This window comes from Ramlibacter sp. WS9, from assembly GCF_003797765.1.
Classification (GTDB): domain Bacteria; phylum Pseudomonadota; class Gammaproteobacteria; order Burkholderiales; family Burkholderiaceae_C; genus Ramlibacter.
The window spans coordinates 40,663-61,836 of sequence record NZ_RKMB01000031.1 but is presented as its reverse complement, the minus strand read 5'-3'; the positions used below and the strand labels follow the sequence as shown (position 1 = coordinate 61,836).

At 66.7% G+C, this 21,174-nt stretch carries 26 protein-coding genes; 19 read left to right on the top strand and 7 right to left on the bottom strand.

Annotated elements, in window-relative coordinates:
* The 3 genes from EEB15_RS28710 to EEB15_RS28700 all read right to left on the bottom strand — a co-directional run.
* Nucleotides 1–296, bottom strand: a 296-nt coding sequence (locus tag EEB15_RS28710; protein WP_141513395.1) for an RNA-binding protein, incomplete at its 3' end; no start/stop codon positions are given.
* A gap of 176 nt (nt 297–472) precedes the next feature.
* The gene (locus tag EEB15_RS28705) at nt 473–664 is read right to left on the bottom strand and encodes a zf-HC2 domain-containing protein (protein WP_141513394.1); all 192 of its coding nucleotides are present in this window, start codon (nt 662–664) and stop codon (nt 473–475) included.
* Nucleotides 664–1,227, bottom strand: coding sequence for a sigma-70 family RNA polymerase sigma factor (locus tag EEB15_RS28700; protein ID WP_141513393.1), 564 nt, complete (start codon nt 1,225–1,227; stop codon nt 664–666). Before EEB15_RS28700 ends, EEB15_RS28705 begins: the two co-directional genes overlap by 1 nt.
* Nucleotides 1,228–1,273: 46 nt before the next feature.
* Here EEB15_RS28700 and EEB15_RS28695 point away from each other — a divergent pair, with 46 nt between their 5' ends.
* From EEB15_RS28695 to EEB15_RS28675, 5 genes are all read left to right on the top strand, one after another.
* The gene (locus EEB15_RS28695; protein WP_233259654.1) at nt 1,274–1,771 is read left to right on the top strand and encodes a TlpA disulfide reductase family protein; all 498 of its coding nucleotides are present in this window, start codon (nt 1,274–1,276) and stop codon (nt 1,769–1,771) included.
* A 78-nt stretch (nt 1,772–1,849) separates the two neighbouring features.
* Complete coding sequence (locus tag EEB15_RS28690; RefSeq protein WP_141513391.1) at nt 1,850–2,143, top strand: DUF2282 domain-containing protein; 294 nt, start codon at nt 1,850–1,852, stop codon at nt 2,141–2,143.
* 26 nt (nt 2,144–2,169) lie between these two features.
* A complete protein-coding gene (locus tag EEB15_RS28685) occupies nt 2,170–3,027 on the top strand; it encodes a DUF692 domain-containing protein (RefSeq protein ID WP_141513390.1) in 858 nt (285 codons plus the stop codon).
* On the top strand, nt 3,024–3,776 hold the full coding sequence (locus tag EEB15_RS28680) for a DNA-binding domain-containing protein (protein ID WP_141513389.1): 753 nt from the start codon (nt 3,024–3,026) through the stop codon (nt 3,774–3,776). Before EEB15_RS28685 ends, EEB15_RS28680 begins: the two co-directional genes overlap by 4 nt.
* Before the next feature lie 10 nt (nt 3,777–3,786).
* On the top strand, nt 3,787–4,263 hold the full coding sequence (locus EEB15_RS28675; RefSeq protein ID WP_141513388.1) for a DoxX family protein: 477 nt from the start codon (nt 3,787–3,789) through the stop codon (nt 4,261–4,263).
* Nucleotides 4,264–4,268: 5 nt separating this feature from the next.
* On the opposite strand, the gene EEB15_RS28670 is transcribed toward EEB15_RS28675, so the two are convergent.
* Nucleotides 4,269–5,471, bottom strand: coding sequence for an ammonium transporter (locus EEB15_RS28670; protein WP_141513387.1), 1,203 nt, complete (start codon nt 5,469–5,471; stop codon nt 4,269–4,271).
* A 152-nt stretch (nt 5,472–5,623) separates the two neighbouring features.
* Here EEB15_RS28670 and EEB15_RS28665 point away from each other — a divergent pair, with 152 nt between their 5' ends.
* The 12 genes from EEB15_RS28665 (at nt 5,624) to EEB15_RS28610 (ending at nt 16,254) form a co-directional block, all read left to right on the top strand.
* Nucleotides 5,624–6,181, top strand: a complete 558-nt coding sequence (locus EEB15_RS28665) for a TMEM165/GDT1 family protein (protein ID WP_141513386.1) — start codon at nt 5,624–5,626, stop codon at nt 6,179–6,181.
* Nucleotides 6,182–6,629: 448 nt separating this feature from the next.
* Nucleotides 6,630–7,760: a homoserine O-acetyltransferase gene (locus tag EEB15_RS28660; protein ID WP_141513385.1), complete on the top strand. Its 1,131-nt coding sequence runs from the start codon at nt 6,630–6,632 to the stop codon at nt 7,758–7,760.
* A complete protein-coding gene (gene metW, locus EEB15_RS28655) occupies nt 7,757–8,341 on the top strand; it encodes a methionine biosynthesis protein MetW (protein WP_141513384.1) in 585 nt (194 codons plus the stop codon). The genes EEB15_RS28660 and metW overlap by 4 nt, the downstream gene beginning before the upstream one ends.
* A gap of 113 nt (nt 8,342–8,454) precedes the next feature.
* Nucleotides 8,455–9,336, top strand: a complete 882-nt coding sequence (locus EEB15_RS28650; RefSeq protein WP_141513383.1) for a chromate resistance protein ChrB domain-containing protein — start codon at nt 8,455–8,457, stop codon at nt 9,334–9,336.
* The gene (gene chrA, locus EEB15_RS28645; protein ID WP_141513382.1) at nt 9,333–10,724 is read left to right on the top strand and encodes a chromate efflux transporter; all 1,392 of its coding nucleotides are present in this window, start codon (nt 9,333–9,335) and stop codon (nt 10,722–10,724) included. Before EEB15_RS28650 ends, chrA begins: the two co-directional genes overlap by 4 nt.
* A 61-nt stretch (nt 10,725–10,785) precedes the next feature.
* Entirely contained in the window at nt 10,786–11,553 is a 768-nt protein-coding gene (locus EEB15_RS28640) for a FadR/GntR family transcriptional regulator (protein ID WP_141513381.1), read from the top strand.
* Nucleotides 11,554–11,653: 100 nt separating this feature from the next.
* Nucleotides 11,654–11,902: a hypothetical protein gene (locus EEB15_RS28635; protein ID WP_141513380.1), complete on the top strand. Its 249-nt coding sequence runs from the start codon at nt 11,654–11,656 to the stop codon at nt 11,900–11,902.
* 78 nt (nt 11,903–11,980) lie between these two features.
* Nucleotides 11,981–12,874, top strand: a complete 894-nt coding sequence (gene ltnD / locus EEB15_RS28630) for an L-threonate dehydrogenase (RefSeq protein WP_141513379.1) — start codon at nt 11,981–11,983, stop codon at nt 12,872–12,874.
* Between the two features lie 27 nt (nt 12,875–12,901).
* A complete protein-coding gene (gene otnK / locus EEB15_RS28625) occupies nt 12,902–14,167 on the top strand; it encodes a 3-oxo-tetronate kinase (protein WP_141513378.1) in 1,266 nt (421 codons plus the stop codon).
* Nucleotides 14,164–14,826 carry an aldolase gene (locus EEB15_RS28620; RefSeq protein ID WP_141513377.1) on the top strand — a complete coding sequence of 221 codons (663 nt, stop codon included), beginning with the start codon at nt 14,164–14,166 and terminating at the stop codon, nt 14,824–14,826. The genes otnK and EEB15_RS28620 overlap by 4 nt, the downstream gene beginning before the upstream one ends.
* Before the next feature lie 21 nt (nt 14,827–14,847).
* Complete coding sequence (gene otnI / locus EEB15_RS28615; RefSeq protein ID WP_141513376.1) at nt 14,848–15,657, top strand: 2-oxo-tetronate isomerase; 810 nt, start codon at nt 14,848–14,850, stop codon at nt 15,655–15,657.
* A 12-nt stretch (nt 15,658–15,669) separates the two neighbouring features.
* Entirely contained in the window at nt 15,670–16,254 is a 585-nt protein-coding gene (locus tag EEB15_RS28610) for a YigZ family protein (RefSeq protein WP_141513375.1), read from the top strand.
* A 15-nt stretch (nt 16,255–16,269) separates the two neighbouring features.
* Here EEB15_RS28610 and EEB15_RS28605 read toward each other — a convergent pair whose 3' ends face one another.
* On the bottom strand, nt 16,270–16,461 hold the full coding sequence (locus tag EEB15_RS28605; protein ID WP_141513374.1) for a DUF3606 domain-containing protein: 192 nt from the start codon (nt 16,459–16,461) through the stop codon (nt 16,270–16,272).
* Between the two features lie 135 nt (nt 16,462–16,596).
* Nucleotides 16,597–17,358 carry a DUF72 domain-containing protein gene (locus tag EEB15_RS28600; protein WP_141513373.1) on the bottom strand — a complete coding sequence of 254 codons (762 nt, stop codon included), beginning with the start codon at nt 17,356–17,358 and terminating at the stop codon, nt 16,597–16,599.
* 174 nt (nt 17,359–17,532) lie between these two features.
* Between EEB15_RS28600 and EEB15_RS28595 the strand changes: the two genes are divergently transcribed.
* Together EEB15_RS28595 and EEB15_RS28590 are read left to right on the top strand one after the other, a co-directional pair.
* On the top strand, nt 17,533–19,002 hold the full coding sequence (locus EEB15_RS28595; protein WP_141513372.1) for a M20 family metallopeptidase: 1,470 nt from the start codon (nt 17,533–17,535) through the stop codon (nt 19,000–19,002).
* Nucleotides 19,003–19,144: 142 nt separating this feature from the next.
* Nucleotides 19,145–19,996: an alpha/beta hydrolase gene (locus tag EEB15_RS28590; RefSeq protein WP_141513371.1), complete on the top strand. Its 852-nt coding sequence runs from the start codon at nt 19,145–19,147 to the stop codon at nt 19,994–19,996.
* Here EEB15_RS28590 and EEB15_RS28585 read toward each other — a convergent pair.
* Entirely contained in the window at nt 19,968–21,137 is a 1,170-nt protein-coding gene (locus tag EEB15_RS28585; protein WP_141513370.1) for an MFS transporter, read from the bottom strand. The genes EEB15_RS28590 and EEB15_RS28585 overlap by 29 nt on opposite strands.
* Between the last annotated feature and the right edge of the window lie 37 nt (nt 21,138–21,174).

Here is a 21,174-nt window from a genome sequence, read left to right as displayed (position 1 = left end):
CCGCCACCACCACCGCCGCCGAAGCCGCCGGTGCGCGGGGGACGCGATTCCATCGGACGGGCTTCATTGACCACGAGGCCACGGCCGCCGATTTGTTGGCCGTTCATGCCTTCAATGGCAGCCTTGGCTTCCGCCTCGTTGCTCATCTCGACGAAGCCGAAACCCTTGGAGCGGCCGGTGTCACGTTCCATCATGACCTTGGCGCTGGACACGGTGCCGTACTGGCTGAAAGCCTGCTCCATGTCGGAGTCGCGGTAAGAGTAGGGCAGGTTGCCCACGTAAAGTTTGTTGCCCATTGATAGGACTCCTGAGAAATAAACGCTAATGAAGCGATGGGAGTCCGAAAAACGCTTAGAAACAAACCACGCGAAACCGACCAATCACCGCAAACCAATATGCCGCGCTTGGCGCGACACCCGGCGATTATGGGGCATATGGCGCGCGCGTGGCAAATTTAGGCCACTTGGGCCTTTTATTCTTCCGAGTAATGCCGCCAGCGCTGGAATGCGTTGCGCATGGTCAACAACTGGCGCTCGAAGGCCGGGCAGGCGCTGCAGGCCGCCAGGTGGAAACGCAAAGCGACACGTTCGACCAGGGGCAGGTCGCGGTCTTCCCTGGCCACCAGCAGGGCGGAGACTTCTTTGCAGGTACGGCGCAGGATCATCACGAGGCGGCACGGTTTCCAAACCAGTTGATTTCAAGACACTCGCGCAGCCGGAGGCGGGCGCGGTGGAGCTGGACGTAGAGGTTCGTCGGCGTCAATTGGAGTTCCTTACAGATTTCCTCGCTGGGCAATTCGAGCCATTCGCGCATCAGGAACACCCGCCCCATCGCCGCCGGCAGTTTCTCGGCGCAGGCTTCCAGCACGGTGAAGAACTGGCGTGAATTGAGCTCCTGCTCGGGGTTGCCCCACTCGGTCGGCTTGTTCGCGTAATGGCCGTCGGCCTTGAACATCAGGGCGTCGAGTTCCTCGCCGCCGTCGCCCTCGTCGTCCACCAGGACGACCTCGCGTTGCCGCTGGCGCAGGACGTCGATCACCTTGTGCTTGAGGATACCCACCAGCCAGGTCTTGAGCTGGCTGCGGTTGCCGAACGACTGCGGCTTGGACAGGGCGGCCAGCATCGTTTCGGACACCGCGTCCTCGGCCCAGGCCTCGTTGCGCAGCTGCAGCCGCGCGAACCGCATCAGGTAGCTGCGGTGTTCGGCCAATTGGTTTTCGATGGGCATGAAGAAAATGTGTAAGACCGAAATCATCGCACACGACTCATCGGGCATGAAAGCCCACCTCCTCGCCCTTTTGCTCGTCGCCGCGGCCTGGACCGCGCCCCTTCACGCCCAGGCGCCCGCCGCCGCGGCACCGGCCCTGGAGGGCAGCACCATCGACGGCAAGCCCTTCCGGCTGGCGTCGCTCAAAGGCAAGGTGGTGCTGGTGATGTTCTGGTCCACGGGCTGCGCCGTCTGCCGCGACAAGATGCCCGAGCTGCGTCAGAACTACCAGGGCTGGGCCGGCAAGCCGTTCGAGATGGTGCTGGTCAGCACCGACCGCGACATGAAGGACGTGGACGCTTACGAGAAGATCATTTCGCGCACGGTGCCCGTCAAGCAGCGCTTCGTGCAGCTGTGGGCCGGCGACGCGGGCTACAAGGACAACCTCGGCAAACCGGCGCAGTTGCCCGCGAGCTTCGTCATCGACAAGACAGGCAAGGTCGTCGAACGTTATCAGGGCCGCATTCCGGCCGAGGCCTGGGACAAGATCGCGGAGCTTCTGTAAGAACCCGCAGGCCGCGCAGACCAATGCGCAACCAGGTGGCAAAGCCTGGTTGCCTATCAACCTGACCCGGAGATATCCATGAATCAACGTGCCTTCGTCGCCGCCGCTGCGGCCTCCCTGCTGTCCACCCTGCTCGTTGCGACGCCCGCCGTCGCGCAAGAAAAAGAGAAGTGCTACGGCATCTCCAAGGCCGGCCAGAACGACTGCGCGAACCTGAGCGGTTCCCACTCGTGCGCCGGGCAATCCAAGGTGGGCAATGTCCCCGATGAATGGAAGTACGTCGCCAAAGGCACGTGCGCCGACATGAAGGGCTTGAGTGCCGACCAGGCGAAGATGATGGTCAAGCCCGCCGCCGACAGCAAGAAGGGCTGACAGGACGCACACCACCTGCAACGCCCATGAGCGCCATCGGCATCGGCTGGCGGCATCCGCACTATGGCGAGCTGCTGGAACTGCGGCCCGCACTGGACTTCATCGAGGTTCACTCCGAGAACTTTTTCGGTGAAGGCGGGGCCGCGTTGGCGCTTCTGGCGCAAGCCCGCGATACCTATCCCGTCAGCCTGCATGGTGTCGGGCTGGCACTGGGCTCGGCCGCAGGCGTCGATGCATGGCACCTTGACCAGTTGGCCCGGCTGATTGACCGCATCGAGCCCGCGCGTGTCAGCGACCACGCCTGTTTCGCGCGGGCCCTTGTGAATGGCTCGATGGTGCACGCAGCCGACCTGCTGCCCATTCCTTTCAATCGGGAAGCGCTGGACCTGCTAAGTGCCAACGTCCAGCGCGTGCAGGACCGGCTTGCCCGCCCACTCCTTGTGGAAAACCTCTCGGCCTATATCGAACCGCCCGGGACCGATCGCAGCGAACCCGAATTCCTCTCCGAGCTGGCGCGCCGTACCGGGTGCCAGCTGCTGGTCGATGTGAACAACATCTACGTGAACGCGCTGAATGCGCAGGTGCGCGGCGCCGATGCCGATCCGCTGGTCGCATGCCGGCGCTGGCTGGACGCGATCCCCCCCGAGGCCGTGGGAGAACTTCATGTCGCGGGCCACTGCGCCACGGAAGACATCGTGATCGACGACCATGGCAGCCGGGTGTGCGACGCCGTGTGGCAGCTCCACTCCCATGCGCTGCGTCGATTCGGCGCCGTGCCCACGCTGATCGAATGGGACACGGACATCCCGCCGCTGGCCGTGCTGCTGGACGAAGGCCGGCATGCGCGCGCGCTGGCCGCTGACCGCCCGGTGGAGGCGGCATGAGTCTGGCTCTCCAGCAGCAGTCCCTGTTGCAGGCCTTGTGGTCACGCGGCCCCGCGCTCGCAGACGGCTACTGGGGGCGCGGCCTGGCTGCCTATCGCAGCAATGCCCTCGAGTTGGCCCCGCGCGCGCTGGGCGGCGCCTACCCGGTCGTGCGGCAGCTGCTGGGCGAAGACAACCTCCGTGCGTTGGCGCAATCCTTGTGGCTGCACCACCCGCCACGGCGCGGCGACCTTGCGCAATGGGGCCGCGAGCTGGCCGCGCACATCGAATCGCTGCCGGACCTGCGGGAAGAAGAGCCCTTCATGGCCGACGTGGCGCGCGTCGAGTTGTTGTTGCACGTCGCGGCGACCGCGCGCGACGCAACGCTCGATACGGTTTCGCTCGGGCTGCTGACCCAGGCCGACCCGGCGGACTTCACGCTCGTGCTGTGCCCCGGTGCCGCTTGCCTGGCCAGCCCCTACCCGGTGGTGAGCATCGTGAACGCGCACCTCACAGGGCAGCCCACGCTGCAGGAGGCGGGCCGTCGCGTGAACTTGGGCCTGAACGAAACGGCGCTGGTGTGGCGCCAGGGCTTTGCACCGATGCTGCGCATGACGCTGCGCGGCGAGGCGGCTTTCGTCGCGGCACTGCAAGAAAGACGTTCGCTGGCCGACTCATTGGAAGCCGCGCCGGAACTCGACTTCGGCCAGTGGCTGACACCTGCAGTGCAAACCGGTCTGCTGGTGGGCGCCGCACCCAACGCAACATGAGGATATCAACATGAACATCGCCGAAGCACCGCTGGTGCAGCGCGCCGTCAAGGCGTGGAGCCTGCTTACGGCGGGGCTCGACTCGCTGCAGCCGGCGGCCGCGCTGGCGGCACGCTTCTACGTTAGCCAGGCCTTCTTCCTGTCGGGCCTGACCAAGATCCGCGATTGGGAAACGACTGTCGCCCTCTTCACCGACGAATACAAGGTGCCGCTGTTGCCGCCGGCCTTCGCCGCGCTGATGGGCACCGCGGGCGAGCTCGGGCTGCCGGTCCTGCTGGTGCTGGGGCTGGGCGGACGGTTCGCCGCGCTCGGACTGTTCGTGGTGAACGCGGTGGCGGTTGTTTCCCTGCAGGAGATCGCGCCAGCCGCCCTGCAGCAGCACGTTTTCTGGGGATCGCTGCTCGCCGGACTCGCCATCTTCGGGCCAGGCGCCTGGTCGCTGGAGCGGCTGGTGTGGCCGCGCCTGGCGGGCGTCCGCCCGGCCTGACGCCGCTACCAGGTCGCTTCGCGTTCCGGGGTCGAGCCGATGCGGTGGATCGACAGGTCGGCGCCCGCGTATTCCTCCTCCGGCGACAGCCGCAGCTGCATCAAGGCCCGGATCGCGCCGTAGACCAGGAAGCCCGCGACCAGCGCCCACACCACGCCCAGCGCGGTGCCGATCAGCTGCGCGCCCAGGTTCGCGCCGCCCAGGCCGCCGAAGGCCTTAGTGCCGAAAATGCCCGCAGCCACACCGCCCCAGGCGCCGCACAGGCCGTGCAGCGGCCACACGCCCAGCACGTCGTCGATCTTCCACTTGTTCTGCGTGAGCGTGAACATCACCACGAACAGCGCACCGGCGACGGCGCCCACGACGAGCGCGCCCAGCGGGTGCATCAGGTCGGAACCGGCGCAAACGGCGACCAGGCCTGCGAGCGGGCCGTTGTGGACGAAGCCGGGATCGTTCTTGCCAACGGCGAGCGCCGCCAGCGTGCCACCCACCATCGCCATCAGCGAGTTCACCGCGACCAGGCCGGAGATCTTGTCGATGGTCTGCGCGCTCATCACGTTGAAGCCGAACCAGCCGACGGTAAGGATCCACGCGCCCAGTGCCAGGAACGGGATGTTGGACGGCGGGTGCGCCGAGATCGCGCCGTCCTTGCGGTAGCGGTTGCTGCGCGCGCCCAGAAGGATGACCGCCGGCAGCGCCAGCCAGCCGCCCATTGCGTGCACGACCACCGAACCGGCGAAGTCGTGGAACTCGTCGCCCGTGGCCGACTTGATCCAGGCCTGGATGCCGAAGGCCTGGTTCCACGCAATGCCTTCGAACAGCGGGTAGACGACACCCACCAGCACGGCCGTGGCCAGCAGCTGCGGCCAGAAGCGTGCGCGCTCCGCGATGCCGCCGGAGATGATGGCGGGAATGGCCGCGGCGAATGTGAGCAGGAAGAAGAACTTCACCAGCTCGTAGCCGTTCTTGGCCGCCAGCTGCTCCGCGCCGACGAAGAAACTGGTGCCGTAAGCCACGCCGTAGCCCACGATGAAGTAGGCGACGGTGGAGACTGAGAAGTCCGCGAGGATCTTCACCAGCGCATTGACCTGGTTCTTCTTGCGCACGGTTCCCAGTTCCAGGAACGCGAATCCGGCATGCATGGCCAGCACCATGATGCCGCCCAGGAGAATGAACAAGGCGTCCGAGCCCTGCTTTAGTGCGTCCATAAAGCCCTCTTTGGATGAAATTGCATGTTATTGGTGCGCAACGAGTGGCAAGCACGTCAACGCACCACAATGAAGCAAAAAGTGCGCCAGAAGCGTGCGCCCTGGCCGGCGCGGCCAGCAAACTGACAGGCCCGGACCGTAGGATCGGCGCAATGGAAGCCTTTCTCGTGTCCACGGGCATCGTCGCGCTCGCGGAAATGGGCGACAAGACGCAGTTGCTGTCGCTGGTCCTCGCCGCGCGTTTTCGCCAGCCCTGGCCGATCGTGATGGGCATCCTCGTCGCCACGCTCGCCAACCATGCGCTCGCCGGTGCCGCCGGCGCCTCGGTGACGACGGTCATCGGCCCCCAGGCGCTGCGCTGGATCCTGGGCGGCTCCTTCATCGCGATGGCGGTTTGGATGCTGATCCCCGACAAGCTGGACGAAGGCGATGCCGACAAGGCGCCGCGCCTGGGCGTGTTCGGCACGACGCTGGTCGCTTTTTTCCTCGCCGAAATGGGCGACAAGACGCAGGTCGCGACGGTGATGCTGGCCGCGCGCTATGACGCCTGGGCTGCTGTTGTGGCCGGCACCACGCTGGGCATGATGCTCGCCAACGCGCCCGTGGTGTGGTTCGGCGATCGCGTCATGCGCCGCGTGCCGATCCGCGTCGTACACATCGTTTCCGCGGTGATCTTCGCGGTGCTGGGAATCGGGGCGATCTGGTACTGATGCGTCATTCCCCCGTTACGTCGCCTGGTTGTTGGCAGGATCGGGGCGACGGGGCGCTCTACTCCGCTCATGTCCCCCGCCGCCGGGAGGGCGGCTCCTCCTTTACTTCGCTGCGTAGAACGCCCCATCACCCTGATCCATCGACGGTCGCGGGTGTTCGAGGAGCTGGTAGTACCAGCGAATGGTGCCAAAGGAGCGCGGATGGCGGGTAGCCGATGCCGCGAGGTTAAGGAGGAGCCGCCCTCCCGGCGGCGGGGGACACGAGCGGAGTCGGCTACCCGCCATCCGCGCTCCGCCACCACCACACCAAGCGCGCCACCCACCTTGCTATACTGCCGCCATAGCGCCGATTTGCTTCAGCTTGCGGGCGCTCAATAAATTCTGCTAAAGATCCGATTGCCCGAAGACCCGGCCTCGCCTCTTTAGCGACGCCGGGTTTTTTGTTGCCATGATCATCGTCACGCCCCAATCGATGAGTTTCGAAGCGCCGCTCGCACTGCAAAGCGGCGCGTCGATTCGCGCGTACTCGCTGGCCTACGAAACCTACGGCACGCTCAACGCCGACAAGAGCAACGCCGTGCTGGTGTGCCACGCGCTCAACGCCTCGCACCACGTGGCCGGCGTGTACGAAGGCCAGGACAAGTCCGAAGGCTGGTGGGACACGATGATCGGCCCCGGCAAGGCCCTCGACACTGACCGGTTCTTCGTCATCGGCGTCAACAACCTGGGCTCCTGCTTCGGCTCCACCGGCCCCATGCACGTGAACCCAGACACCGGCAAGGTCTACGGCGCCGACTTCCCTGTCGTCACCGTGGAAGACTGGGTCAACGCTCAGGCCCGGCTGCTGGACGGCCTGGGCATCAAGACCCTCGCGGCGGTGATGGGCGGCAGCCTCGGCGGCATGCAGGCGCTGTCGTGGACGCTGCAATACCCCGAGCGCGTGCGCCACGCCGTGGTGGTGGCCAGCGCGCCCAACCTCACGGCCGAGAACATCGCCTTCAACGAAGTCGCGCGCCGCGCCATCGTTACCGACCCCGATTTCCACGGCGGGCATTTCTACGAGCAGGGCGTGGTGCCCAAGCGCGGTCTGCGCATCGCGCGAATGATCGGCCACATCACCTACCTGAGTGACGACGTGATGAACGAGAAGTTCGGGCGCCAGCTGCGCGAAGGCCTGGAGCTGAAGTACAGCACCCAGGACATCGAGTTCCAGATCGAGAGCTACCTGCGCTACCAGGGCGACAAGTTCAGCGAGTACTTCGACGCCAACACCTACTTGCTGATCACCCGCGCGCTCGACTACTTCGACCCGGCATTGCGCCACAACGGCAACCTCACCAAGGCGCTCGCTTCGGCCACGGCGAAATTCCTGCTGGTGAGCTTCACCACCGACTGGCGCTTTGCGCCGCGCCGCAGCCGCGAGATCGTCAAGGCGCTGCTCGACAACCGCCGCGACGTGAGCTACGCCGAGATCGACGCTCCGCACGGCCATGACGCCTTCCTGCTGGAGGACGCGCGGTACTTGGGTTTGGTGCGCTCGTATTTCGACCGCATCGCCGCCGAACAAGGGCAAGCATGAGCGACAAACTCACCATGCAATCCATCGCGCGCCTGGTGCCGCCGGGCTCGCGCGTGCTCGACCTGGGCTGTGGCGACGGCGCGATGCTCGACTACCTGCAGCGCGAGCGCGGCTGCAGCGGCTACGGCGTCGAGTTCGACGACCAAAACGTGTTGGCCTGCGCCAAGCGACGCGTCAACGTGATCCAGCTCAACCTCGAAGAAGGCCTGTCGATGTTCGACGACGCCTCCTTCGACGTGGTGCTTCAGATCGACACGCTGCAGCACCTGCGCAACGCCGAAACCATGCTGGTGGAGACCGCGCGGGTCGGGCGCGCCGGCATCGTGGCGTTCCCCAACTTCGCGCACTGGCCCAACCGGCTCGCCATCGCGCGCGGGCGCATGCCCGTCACCAAGCGGCTGCCCTACCAGTGGTACGACACGCCGAACATCCGCGTCGGCACGTACAAGGACTTCGAGGTGCTCGCCACCAAGAACCGGCTGGCGATCCTCGAAGCGTACGGGCTGCAGGAAGGACGCGAAGTGCGCTTTCTGCCCAATGCCCGGGCCGGCACAGCGGTCTTCAAGTTCGAGCGCGGTTAAGGCTTGGGCGAGTTGATGTAGCATTCAGCCATCGGGAAATTCAGCCTCCCGGTTCTTCACGGATAGACGGTGTCCCGTCCAAGCGCTGGCAGCTTCACTCATGGAGTTTTCACGTGGACACCGTTGCATCATCCCTTTCCCCCTTTTCGATTTCCCCTGAACAGTTCGCCGCCGCGCTCGGCCATGCCAACGCGCCGCTTGTGCTCGACGTGCGCCGCGCCGCGCGCTTCAACGAAAGCGACCGCCTCTTGCCCGCGGCCCGTCATTGCGCGCCGGAAGACGTCGCGCGCTTCGCGGCCGAACACCCGCCCGGCGATGTGATCGTGTATTGCGTCTATGGCCACGAAGTCGGGCAGGAGGCCGCGCGCGCGCTGCGCGAAGCCGGCTGGAACGCGCGCTTTCTCGCCGGCGGCATCGAGGGCGGGCAAGAGGGTGTCGACGCGCCCCAGGCTGTGGCCGGCTGGCGTGCCCAGCCCTTGCCGTGCCTGCGCAAGCGCCCCGACCTGGGCGTGACCGGCGAGAAGCCTTCGCGCTGGATCACCCGCGAGCGCCCGAAGATCGATCGTGCGGCCTGCCCCTGGCTCATCCGCCGCTTCATCGATCCGCAGGCCGAGTTCTTCTACGTGCCCACGGCGCAGGTGTTCGACGAGGCGAAGCGCCTGGGCGCGGTGCCCTATGACATCCCCGGCGCGCCGATCAGCCACGAATGGGAGCTGTGCAGCTTCGACACGCTGCTGAAGGCCTTCGAGCTCGACGACCCCGCACTGGGGAAATTGGCGTTGATCGTGCGCGGCGCCGATACCGACCGCCTCTCGCTCGCGCCGCAGTCGGGCGGCCTGCTGGCGCTTTCCCTCGGGCTGTCGGCGCTGCATGCCGAAGATGACCACGCGATGCTCGAAGCGGCGATGCCGATGTACGACGCGCTCTATGCCTGGTGCCGCTCGGCGCAAGGTGAAACCCATCGTTGGGATGCGCACCTGATGGAGAAGCAATGACGGCAGCAGCTGAAACACTCGCACATCGCGGGGCAGCGCACGAGGTGACGTTCGGCGAAGCGCTGAAATTCTGGCTCAAGCTCGGCTTCATCAGCTTCGGCGGGCCGGCTGGCCAGATCGCGATCATGCACCGCGAGCTGGTCGAGCAGAGGCGCTGGATTTCGGAACGTCGCTTCCTGCACGCGCTCAACTACTGCATGCTCTTGCCCGGCCCGGAGGCGCAGCAGCTCGCCACCTACATCGGTTGGCTGATGCACCGCACCTGGGGCGGTATCGTGGCCGGAGCGCTGTTCGTGCTGCCCTCGCTCTTCATCCTCATCGCACTGAGCTGGGTCTACGTGGCCTTCGGCAACGTGAGCTGGGTGGCCGGCATGTTCTACGGCATCAAGCCCGCGGTGGCGGCCATCGTGCTGCAGGCGGTCTGGCGCATCGGCAGCCGCACGCTCAAGAGCCCGCGCAAGGTGCCGCTGCTGTGGGCCATCACGCTCGCCAGCTTCGTGGCGATCGCCTGGCTGCACGTGCCGTTCCCGTGGGTGGTCGCCGCGGCCGCGCTAGCCGGTGCTCTGGGCGGCAAGTACCTGCCGGCGCAATTCGCCGCGGGCGGCGGGCACGGCGGAGCGAAGGACCTGGGCCATGCCGCGGGGGGCTACGTCATCGACGACGCAACGCCCACGCCGGACCACGCGCGGTTCTCCAAGGCGCGGCTGGCAGCGGTGGTTGTCGTGGGCGCCCTGCTGTGGCTGCTGCCAATGGGCGCACTGGTGATGACGCATGGCTGGGACGGCACGCTCGCGCAGATGGGATGGTTCTTCACCAAGGCGGCGCTGCTGACTTTCGGCGGCGCCTACGCCGTGCTGCCCTATGTGTACCAGGGCGCGGTCGAGCATTTCCACTGGCTCACCGGCCCGCAGATGATCGACGGCCTGGCGCTGGGCGAAACCACGCCGGGGCCGCTCATCATGGTGGTGGCGTTCGTGGGCTTCGTCGGCGGCTGGGCGCGGCAGGTGCTTGGGCCGGACATGCTGTTCCTGGGCGCGGCATTGGCGGCGAGCGTGGTGACCTGGTTCACCTTCCTGCCGTCTTTCCTGTTCATCCTGGCGGGCGGCCCGCTGGTGGAGGCGACGCACGGCAACATGAAGTTCACCGCGCCGCTCACCGCGATCACCGCCGCCGTGGTGGGCGTGATCGCAACTCTGGCCCTGTTCTTCCTGGCGCACATCGCCTGGCGCACGCTGCCCGGTGCCGCCGCGCCGCAGGTGGACTGGATCGCGCTGGCCATCGCGGCCGCGGCAGCCATCGCGTTGCTGCGGTTCAAGATCGGCGTGATCCCGGTGATCGCGGCTTGCGCCATGGCGGGCCTGGTATTGCGGCTCGCCGGCTGGGCCTGAAATCTTCGCCCGCGCGGAGCAGCGCGGCGGTATTCTTGTCATACACCTTTCGGTTTCTTGTATGACAAACCAGTTTTCTCCCGTGAGCAGCGGCGCCCGCCTGTCGGACCAGGTGGCGCAGCGGCTTGCCGCCGAAATCCAGGCCGGACGCATCGGGCCCGGGGAAAAGCTGCCGGCCGAAGCGCGCCTGGTTGAACAGTTCGAAGTGAGCCGCACCGTGGTGCGCGAAGCGGTGTCTCGCCTGAAATCGCTGGGCCTGGTGGATTCGCGGCAGGGCAGCGGCGTGTATGTCAACGCGCACGCGCCGTATGCGCCGCTGAACTTCGACGCCCGCCACACGGCATCGAAAGCCGCGGTGGTGCAGATGGCCGAAGTGCGGCGGGCGCTGGAAGCCGAGGTCGCGGCGCTGGCCGCGCAGCGCCGCACGGCGGCCGACGTCAAGCGCCTGAAGCAATCGGTGGTGGCTCTGGACAAGGCCGTGAAGGCGGGCGACGACGGCGTCGAGGAAGACCTGAAGTTTCACCAGGCCATCGCCGCCGCCGCGCACAACCCCTTCCTCATCGGCACGCTCGACTACCTGGCGCAGTTCATGCGCGGCGCCATCGGCGTGACGCGCGCGAACGAGGCGCGGCGCGCCGACTTCGCGGCCCAGGTGCGCGACGAGCACCACGCCGTGGTGCAGGCGATCGAGGCCGGCGACGTGGCCAAGGCCCGCCAAGCCGCGGCGCGCCACATGAACAACGCGATCCGCCGCATCGAGATGGCCGACCCGGCGTTCTGGAACCAGGAAGGCGCGCGCCTGGCTCAGCCGCTGGTGGGGAAAGCGTAGATAGGGAAACGCGCGACGCCGCGTTAAGCCATTGCCTTAAGGCCTGGGCCGCACGCGCGGGAACAATGGTGCCTCATCTGAACCACCCTCGAGGCCCGCCATGTTCGACTCCAATCGCCTGCAGATTCCACGCCCCGACCACGGTCGCAGCGGCGAGGGCACGGCCAGCATGCTGTCGCATCTGCAGCGGCAGAACGTGCGCCCGGCGGAGCTGGATCTCGGTTTGACGGCATGGGCCGACACTTGCCCTGGGTCGTTCGACCGCCTTTGGAACCCTGGAATGCAAGGCGATTACAGCGCGGCAAACGAATTCCCCGCCACGTTGACGATGGGGCTGTCCGACTTCTGACACTGCGCTCCGCAGGCTTGCGCAGCCTGTCCATCCGCCAAAGTTGTATGATAACCATACCAATCAAGGCGGACGAGCATGGACAGACAGACAGGCGTGATCGGTTTGGGCGCCATGGGCGCGGGCATGGCGGGGTCTCTGCGACGTGCCGGCCTGCCGGTCCGCGTCTTCGACGTTCGGAGCGAAGCCGCGCAGAAATTCGCGGCTGAAGGCGGAACGGCCTGCGGCACCGCGGCCGAGCTGGCGCAGCAGTGCGACGTGGTGATCTCGGTCGTGGTCAATGCGGCGCAGACCGAGGATCTGCTGTTCGGCGCCGGTGGCGTGGCCGAGGCCATGAAACCCGGCGCCGTCTTCGTGATGTGCTCCACCGTCGATCCCGCCTGGTCGGCCGCGCTGGAAGGCCGCCTCGCGGAGCGGGGCTTGCTCTACCTCGATGCGCCCATTTCCGGCGGCGCCGCGAAAGCCGCGGCCGGCCAGATCACGATGATGACGTCGGGCCGGCCGGAAGCTTACGAAAAGTGCGGCACCGTGCTCGACGCCATGGCCGCCAAGGTTTATCGCCTCGGTGACCGCGCCGGCGCGGGCAGCAAAGTGAAGGTGATCAACCAGCTGCTGGCGGGCGTGCACATCGCGGCAGCGGCCGAAGCCATGGCCCTGGGCTTGCGCGAAGGCGTCGATGCGGCGGCGCTGTACGAGGTCATCACGCACAGCGCGGGCAACAGCTGGATGTTCGAGAACCGCATGGCCCACGTGCTGGCGGGCGACTACACGCCGCTCTCCGCTGTGGACATCTTCGTGAAGGATCTGGGCATCGTGCTCGACCTGGCGCGGTCCAGCAAATTCCCGCTGCCCTTGTCGTCGACCGCGCACCAGATGTTCATGCAGGCCTCCAGCGCGGGCTTCGCGAAAGAGGACGACAGCGCGGTGATCAAGATCTTCCCAGGCATCACCCTTCCACCGGCCGCCCAATAGCAAACGGGGCTGCGCGAACATTCGAGAATGAACAAGCTCCTGCTCGGCTGCATCGCCGACGACTTCACCGGCGCGACCGACCTCGCCAACAACCTGGTGCGCGCGGGGATGCGCGTGGTGCAGACCATCGGCGTGCCTGAAGGGCCGCTGGGCGCCGACGCCGATGCCGTCGTGGTGGCGCTGAAGTCGCGCACCATACCGAACTACGAGGCCGTCATGCAGTCGATGGCTGCGCTCGACTGGCTGCAATCGCAGGGCGCGCAGCAGATCTACTTCAAGTACTGCTCGACCTTCGACAGCACGCCCCAGGGCAATATCGGCCCGGTCACCGAAGCGCTGATGGAAGCGCTCGAGGCCGACTTCACGATCGCGACGCCCGCGTTCCCCGACAACCAGCGCACGGTGTTCAAGGGCCACCTGTTCGTGGGCGACGTGCTGCTGAGCGAGTCGGGCATGCGCTCCCATCCGCTCACACCGATGACGGACGCCAACCTGGTCCGCGTGCTGCAGGCCCAGTGCCAGGGCAAGGTCGGCCTCATCGATTACAAAACGGTTGCGGCCGGGGCGGGTGCCATCACGCAGCGTATCGCGCAGCTGCGTGCCGAGGGCGTGGCCATCGCCATCGTCGACGCACTGGACAACCAAGACCTGCTGCGGCTGGGGCCTGCGCTCAAGAACCTGCCATTGATCACTGCGGGTTCGGGCGTGGCCATCGGCCTCGCCGCGAATTTCGGCATTCAGCCATCCGCGGGCGCAGCGGAATTGCCGCCTCCGCAAGGCCTGCAGGCCATCGTGTCGGGCAGCTGTTCCACGGCGACACAGCGCCAGGTGGCAGCCTTCATCGAAGGCGGGGGCAATGCCCTCGCGATCGATCCTCTGCGCATCGCGGCCGGCGACAACGTCGCGTCGCAGGCGCTGTTCTGGGCACGGCCGTTGCTGGCAGAGGGTCCGGTGCTGGTCTATGCCACCGCGGACACGCAAGCCGTCAAAGCTGTGCAAGACCAGCTTGGCGTGGAGCGCGCGGGTGCACTGGTCGAGAAGGCGCTGGCCGCCATCGCCGCCGGCCTGGTCGAGATCGGCGTGCGCCAACTGGTGGTGGCAGGCGGCGAAACTTCGGGCGCGTGTGTGCAGGCGCTGGGGGTGACGCAAATGCAGATCGGGCCGCAGATCGACCCGGGCGTTCCGTGGTGCCACGCTCGCACGGCCAGCGGTGAGCCCATCCATCTCGCGCTCAAATCCGGGAACTTCGGCGGCGACGATTTTTTCGTCAAAGCCCTTAGGATGCTCGGATGAACGAGTCGCAGGCGCGCGAGGAAATCTGCCGCATCGGCAAGAGCCTGTTCGATCGTGGCTACGTCCATGCGGCCGCGGGCAACATCAGCGCGCGGCTGGACGACGGTTTCCTCATCACACCCACCGACGCGCCCTTGGGCTTTCTCGATCCGGCGCAACTTGCAAAAGTCGATCTCGCGGGGCGTCAGGTCTCGGGCGCGATGGCGAGCAAGACGCTGGCGCTGCACAGTGCGATCTACCGCGCTGCGCTGCCCTTCGACGGCGGCACGCGCTGCATCGTCCACACCCATAGCGCACACAGCGTCGCGCTGAGCCTGCGCTGCGAAGAGCCGGAGCTGTTGCCGCCCATCACGCCCTACTTCGTGATGAAGGTCGGGCACGTGCCCGTGCTGCGCTACCAGCGCCCGGGCGCGCCCGCCACGGCCGAAGAGGTGGCCGGCACGATCACCCGCTACGGCGAGGCGGGCCGGCCGATCCGCGCGGTGATGCTGCAGCGGCTGGGCCCGAACGTCTGGCACGACACGCCGGCCGCCGCCATGGCGGTGCTGGAGGAACTGGAAGAAACCGCGCGGCTGATGCTGCTGGCGCAAGGGCCCTGCTCCGCGCTCACCGAGCCGCAGATCGATGAACTGCGGCGCAGCTTCAACGCGCGCTGGTAAAAGAGCAAGAGGAACACCGCCATGCCCCGATTCGCCGCCAACCTGTCGATGATGTACCCGGAGCTGGACTTCCTCGATCGCTTCGAGGCCGCTGCCCGCGATGGCTTCAAAGCCGTGGAGTTCCTTTTCCCGTACGCGTACGAGCCGCGCGAACTGGCGGCCCGGCTGAAGGCGCATGGCCTGCAACAAGTGCTGTTCAACATGCCGCCCGGCAACTGGGAGCAAGGCGAGCGCGGCATGGCTTGTCTGCCCGGGCGCGAAGCCGAATTCCGCGAAGGCGTTGCGAAGGCGCTGGTCTATGCGGAAGTCCTGAACTGCCCGCATGTGCACGTGATGGCCGGGCTGGTGCCCGCGGACACGCAGCGCGAGAGCCTGCGCTCCACCTACGTGAGCAACCTGCGCTGGGCCGCGGCCGAGGCGGCGAAGCAAGGCATCGACGTGCTCATGGAGCCGATCAACACGCGCGACATTCCCGGATTCTTCCTGAACCGCCAGGACGATGCCCACCAGCTCGCCGCCGAAATCGCCGCACCCAAGGCGAAGGTGCAGATGGACTTGTACCACTGCCAGATCGTCGAGGGCGACGTGGCGATGAAGATCCGCCAGTACCTGCCCACCGGGCGCGTCGGCCACTTCCAGATCGCCGGTGTGCCCGAGCGCCACGAACCCGACGTGGGCGAGATGAACTACCCCTACCTGTTCGATGTGATCGACCAGGTCTCCGCCGAATGCGGTTGGACCGGCTGGATCGGCTGCGAATACCGGCCGAAGCGGGGCGCGCAGCCCGGCGGAACGTCGCAGGGGCTTGGCTGGTTCCAGCGCTGGCGCTGAGACAATCGGCGGGTGCCCTTCACGCTCGCCCAGCCCGTCCACAGTGACATCCTGATCAAGAAAAGCCGCTTCATTGCCTGTGTGCAGGCCGTGCCGGACCGGGCCGCGGCGTTGACGATCGTCGCGGGGCTTCGCCGTGAGCACCCGGCTGCCACGCATGTGTGCTGGGCCTTGCTGGCCGGTGGCCAGTCCGCTGCCAACGACGACGGCGAACCGGGCGGCACTGCCGGCCGGCCGATGCTGGAGGTGCTGCGGCGGCAGGATCTGGAAGGCGTGCTGGCAACGGTGGTGCGCTACTTCGGCGGCGTCAAGCTGGGCGCGGGCGGCCTCGTCCGCGCGTACACCGACGCGGTGGCGCAAGCGCTACTGGGCGTGCAGAAGGTTCAACTGCAAAGGACGGTGGTGCTGCGTTGCGCCGTGCCTTATGCGATGGAAGGCATGCTGCGGCGCGAGCTGTTGCAGGTCGGCGCGGACCTGCGTGAAGTGAAACATGGGGACGAGGTGGAGTTCGAGTTCGGCGTGAACGAGCCTGTCGCAGCGGCTCTGGTGGCGCGCCTGGGCGACGCTGGCCAGGGGTTGCTGCGCTGGCTGGCGTGAAGCAGCCAGCTCCACTCACACCACGAAGATCTCCTTGCCGTCGAGCAGCTGCTCGACCTTGGCAGCGGAATTGCCGACCTCCAGCACGGCGTGGCGCAGCTGCTCTTCGTTGCAGCCGAAACGCTTGCTCCACCAATGGATCTCGCGTGGGTCGTCCATGTCGATCAAGCCGCGGTTGGCCGGAACGGTTTCGAATACATAGGCCATGAAACTGTCTCCCTTGTTTTGAGTGCTTGTCAGGAGAGATTTGACGCGTGCCGGATACGTGCGCCTGACCGTCACAAGCGCAACAAGATGTCATCCCAAGCCGACGCTGAGCTACGGACGAAGGCGAGCCGAGCGTCAGCCGAGTTGGCGGATCAGTTCTTGCGCGGCGGCTGGTGCCCGCTCCTTGGCGCCGTTGATCAGGTAGATGTAGACCTCTCGCGCGGCTCCCTTTCCCACCCATGCCTTGGCGCCCTCCGCCCATTGGCTCAGTGCTACCGGCGGGTAGCCGGTGGGCCTCTCGGCTTCGCTGCGCATCAGGCGGATGTAGGCCAGGTTGCTCTGCTCATCGGCGATGGCGGGGAACTTGTCCGAATCGGTGTGCACGGCCGTGCAGCCGTAGCGGCGCGCCAGGGGCAGGAATTCGGGCGACAGGAAGCTTTCGTGTCGGACGTCCAGCACGTGGCGCAGCGCGACGCCATCGACATGCTTGGGCAGCAGCGCGAGAAACGCCTCGAAGTCCGTCGCGTCGAACTGCTTGGTGGGCATGAACTGCCACACCAGCGGGCCGAGTTTGTCGTCCAGCTCGGCAATGCCGCTGGTGACGAAACGTTGGATCGACTCGCCCGCCGTGGCGAGCAGCTTGCGGTTGGTGGCGAAGCGATTGGCCTTGAGCGAGAACACGAAGCCTTCGGGCGTTTCGCCCCGCCACTTCGCGAACGTGGGCGGCTTGAAGGTGCTGTAGTAGGTGCCGTTGACTTCGATCGCCGTCAGCTGCCGGCTGGCGTAATGCAGTTCGCGGCTGTGCGGCAGGCCCTTGGGAAAGAAGTTGTCGCGCCAGGGCTCGAAGGTCCAGCCGCCCACGCCGATGCGAATGCGCGAGTTGTTGTCGTGTTCCATGGGGGTCCCCTGTGAAGTCGGATGCGGGATGCGAGTGGCATTGCCATCCCCGCATTTTGACCATCCGCGCATTTTGCCCAGGTGCCGTCCCGGGCTTGTCAGCACGGTGCTGGCACAAGCGTTCGCGTGGGCGTAAAGTGGCGGGTTCACCTCGAAGCAGTTTGGAAGAAACCCATGAACGCACCCTTGCACCGCGAAATCCCCGGCGGACTCGACGCCGTTGCCGCCCTGGCCCACACCACCGCCAAGTGGGACGGCGACATCGTGAAGCAGCTCACCGACTACGTTGCCATCCCGGCCAAGTCGCCGGGCTTCGACAAGGACTGGGCCGAACACGGCTACATCGAAACGGTGATGCGCAATGCCGCGGCCTGGGTCGAGGCGCAGAAGGTCGAAGGCCTGACGCTGGAAGTGGTGCGCCTGCCCGGCCGCACGCCGGTGCTGTTCTTCGAGATCGCGGCCACCAAGCCGGCGTCTTCGCAGACGGTGCTGATGTACGGCCACCTGGACAAGCAGCCGGAATTCACCGGCTGGCGCAATGATCTCGGCCCGTGGACGCCGAAGTACGAAGACGGCAAGCTCTATGGCCGCGGCAGCGCCGACGACGGCTATGCGGTCTACGCCAGCATCGCCGCCGTGCAGGCGCTCAAGGCGCAGAACGTGCCGCATCCGCGCATCGTCGGCCTGGTCGAGACGTGCGAGGAGTCCGGCTCGTATGACCTCCTGCCCTACGTCGACGCGCTACGCGGCCGGTTGGGCGACGTGTCGCTGGTGATCTGCCTGGACTCGGGCGCGGGCAACTACGACCAGCTGTGGCTCACCACCTCGCTGCGCGGCATGGCCAGCGGCACGCTGAAGGTAGAGATCCTCACCGAGGGCATCCACTCCGGCGACGCGTCGGGCCTGGTGCCTTCGAGCTTCCGCATCATGCGGCAGGTGCTCGACCGGCTGGAAGACAGCAAGACCGGCCGGCTACTGCCGGCAAGCTTCCATTGCGAAGTGCCGGCCGACCGCATCGCGCAGGGCAAGGCCACCGCTGCGATCCTGGGCGACGAGGTCTACAAGCGCTTCCCCTGGGCGCACTACGACTGCGGTGGTTCCACCACCTTCGCGCTGCCCACCACCACCGATCCGCTCGACGCGCTGCTCAATCGCACCTGGAAGCCGACGCTGTCGGTGACCGGCGCCGAAGGGTTTCCATCGCTGCAGGACGCGGGCAATGTGCTGCGCCCATACACCGCCTTCAAACTGTCGCTGCGCCTGCCGCCGCTGGTCGACGCGGCCCAAGCGGTGCAGGAACTCAAGGCGCTGCTGGAAGACAACGCGCCCTACCAGGCCAAGGTGACGTTCGAGTCAAATGGCGGTGCCACCGGCTGGAACGCGCCGTCTACCGCGCCGTGGTTCGAGCGCGCGCTCGATGCCGCGTCGCAGGCCCACTTCGGCGCACCGTGCGGCTACATCGGCCAGGGCGGAACCATCCCCCTCATGAGCATGCTGAGCACGGGTTTCCCCAAGGCGCAGATGATGGTGTGCGGGGTGCTCGGCCCCAAGAGCAATGCGCACGGCCCGAACGAATTCCTGCACGTTCCCTATGCCAAGAAGCTCACGGCGGCCGTTGCCGAAGTGATCGCGCAACTGCCCTGAAGCGCGCGGTGTGACGGGCCGCACGCGAAAGTTGCGACGCAGTTCACAGCTTTCGCCGGCAGTGCGCTCCGGCTCAAAAAAATCGCGCCACTGATCTGAAGCGCGTTGCATTGCCCGGCTCGGCGGGCGATGATTCGGCCCCATGAACCTGGAGCTCGTCGACTCGACTCTCTCGACCTACACGGCCAGCGACGGCGACAACCTGGCCTTGCAGGACTGGCCGCTGCCCGAGGGGTTGGCCTCGCGCGGCGTCGTGCTCATCGTGCACGGCCTGGGCGAACACGCAGGCCGCTATGACCACGTGGCGCGCCGCCTCAACACCTGGGGCTTTGCGGTTCGCGGCTATGACCAATACGGCCATGGCGAATCCGATGGAGTGCGCGGCGCGTTGCCGGTGACCCCACGGTTGCTCGACGACCTGGCCGACATCATTGACAGTACCCGCATGCGCATGGAACCCGGTGCGCCCCTCATCGTGATCGGGCACAGCATGGGCGGCCTCGTCGCGGCCTGCCTCGTGGCGCTGCGCGACGTTTCAGTTCAAGGGCTCGTCCTGTCGTCACCCGCGCTGGACCCGGGCCTCTCGGCGTTTCAGAAGCTGCTGCTGGCCACGCTGCCGCGCATCGCTCCCAACCTGACGGTGGGCAATGGCGTCGATCCGGATTTCGTTTCGCACGACCCCCAGGTCGTGGCCGCGTACAAGGCCGATCCGAAAGTGCACGACCGCATTTCGGGGCGGCTGGCCCGCTTCATCGCCGGCAGCGGCCAGGTCGCGATCGATCGCGCGCCGCAATGGACGGTGCCCACGTTGCTGATGTATGCGGGGCAGGACAAGCTGGTCGACCCGCGCGGCAGCCGCGCCTTCGCCGCCGCCGCGCCGCGTGATGTGGTGACGTCCCACTGCTTCGAAGACCTGTTCCACGAGATCTTCAACGAGCTCGAATCCGAGCCCGTCTTCGACACCCTCAAGCAATGGCTGGACGAGCGCTTCTGAGCTTGAGCCACACCAGGGCGGCACCGGTCAGCACCACCGGGACCAGCGAGCCGTAATTGAGCAGCTCCCAGCCGCGGGTCGTGACCAGCACGCCCGAAGCGAACGAGGTCACAGCCAGCGTCGCGAACACGAAGAAGTTGAGCGCGCCCTGCGCCATGTCGCGCTCCTGCGGGCCGTAGGCCGAGAGCGACAGCGTCGTGCTGCCGGTGAAAAGGAAATTCCAGCCCATACCCAGCAGGAACAGCGCCACCACGAACTGGTGCAATTGCACGCCCGACAGCGCCACCACGATGCACGCCAGCATCAGCGCCACGCCGATGCCCATGATGGCGATCGCGCCGAAGCGCTTGATCAGGCCGCCGGTGAAAAAGCCCGGCGCGAACATCCCGATCACGTGCCATTGCAGCACCAAGGCCGCATCGGAGAACGGCAGCCCGCATTGCTGCATGGCAATCGGTGTGGCGGCCATCAGCAGGTTCATCACCCCATAGCCCAAGGAGCCCGAAGCGGCGGCCACGATGAAGATCGGCTGGCGCATGACCTGGCGCAGCGAGCGGGCCGCCGCCGCCGCGGCGGGCGCCGGTGGCGGCGCGAACTTGATGAACGCGAGGAGCGCCATCGCCAGCAACGCGACGCCGGCCAGGGCGAAGTAAGCACCGGCGAAAGGCACGGCCGAAAGATCGCGAGTGCGCGCCGCCAGGTTGGGGCCGGCCACCGCGCCCAGGAGGCCGCCGGCCATCACCAGCGACACGGCCTTCTCTCGCGCACCGGAGCCCGCCAGTTCGGCAGCCGCGAAGCGGTACAGGCCGGCGTTCGCGTTGTAGTAGCCGGCCACCACGGTGGCCAGGCACAGCAGCCAGAAATCGCGGCTCATCGCTGCATAGGCGCACACCAGGGCCGACAGCACGGCGACCGCCAGCCCGGCCTGGAACGAAGCCTTGCGACCGAAGCGCCGCTGCGTCCTGGCGACCATGCCGGTGGACAGCGCGCTGCCGACCACGTACGCCATCACCGGCAGCGTGGCCATCCATCCCAAGGGCGCGAGCGCCAGGCCGACCAGCCCGTTGATCGCGATGAAGACGACGTTGTTGGTAAGGAAGAGGCCCTGGCACAGGGCCAGCAGCCACAGGTTGCGGTTCATCTCAGCCTCCGCAGAGCCGCCTCAAGGCGGCTGAAGC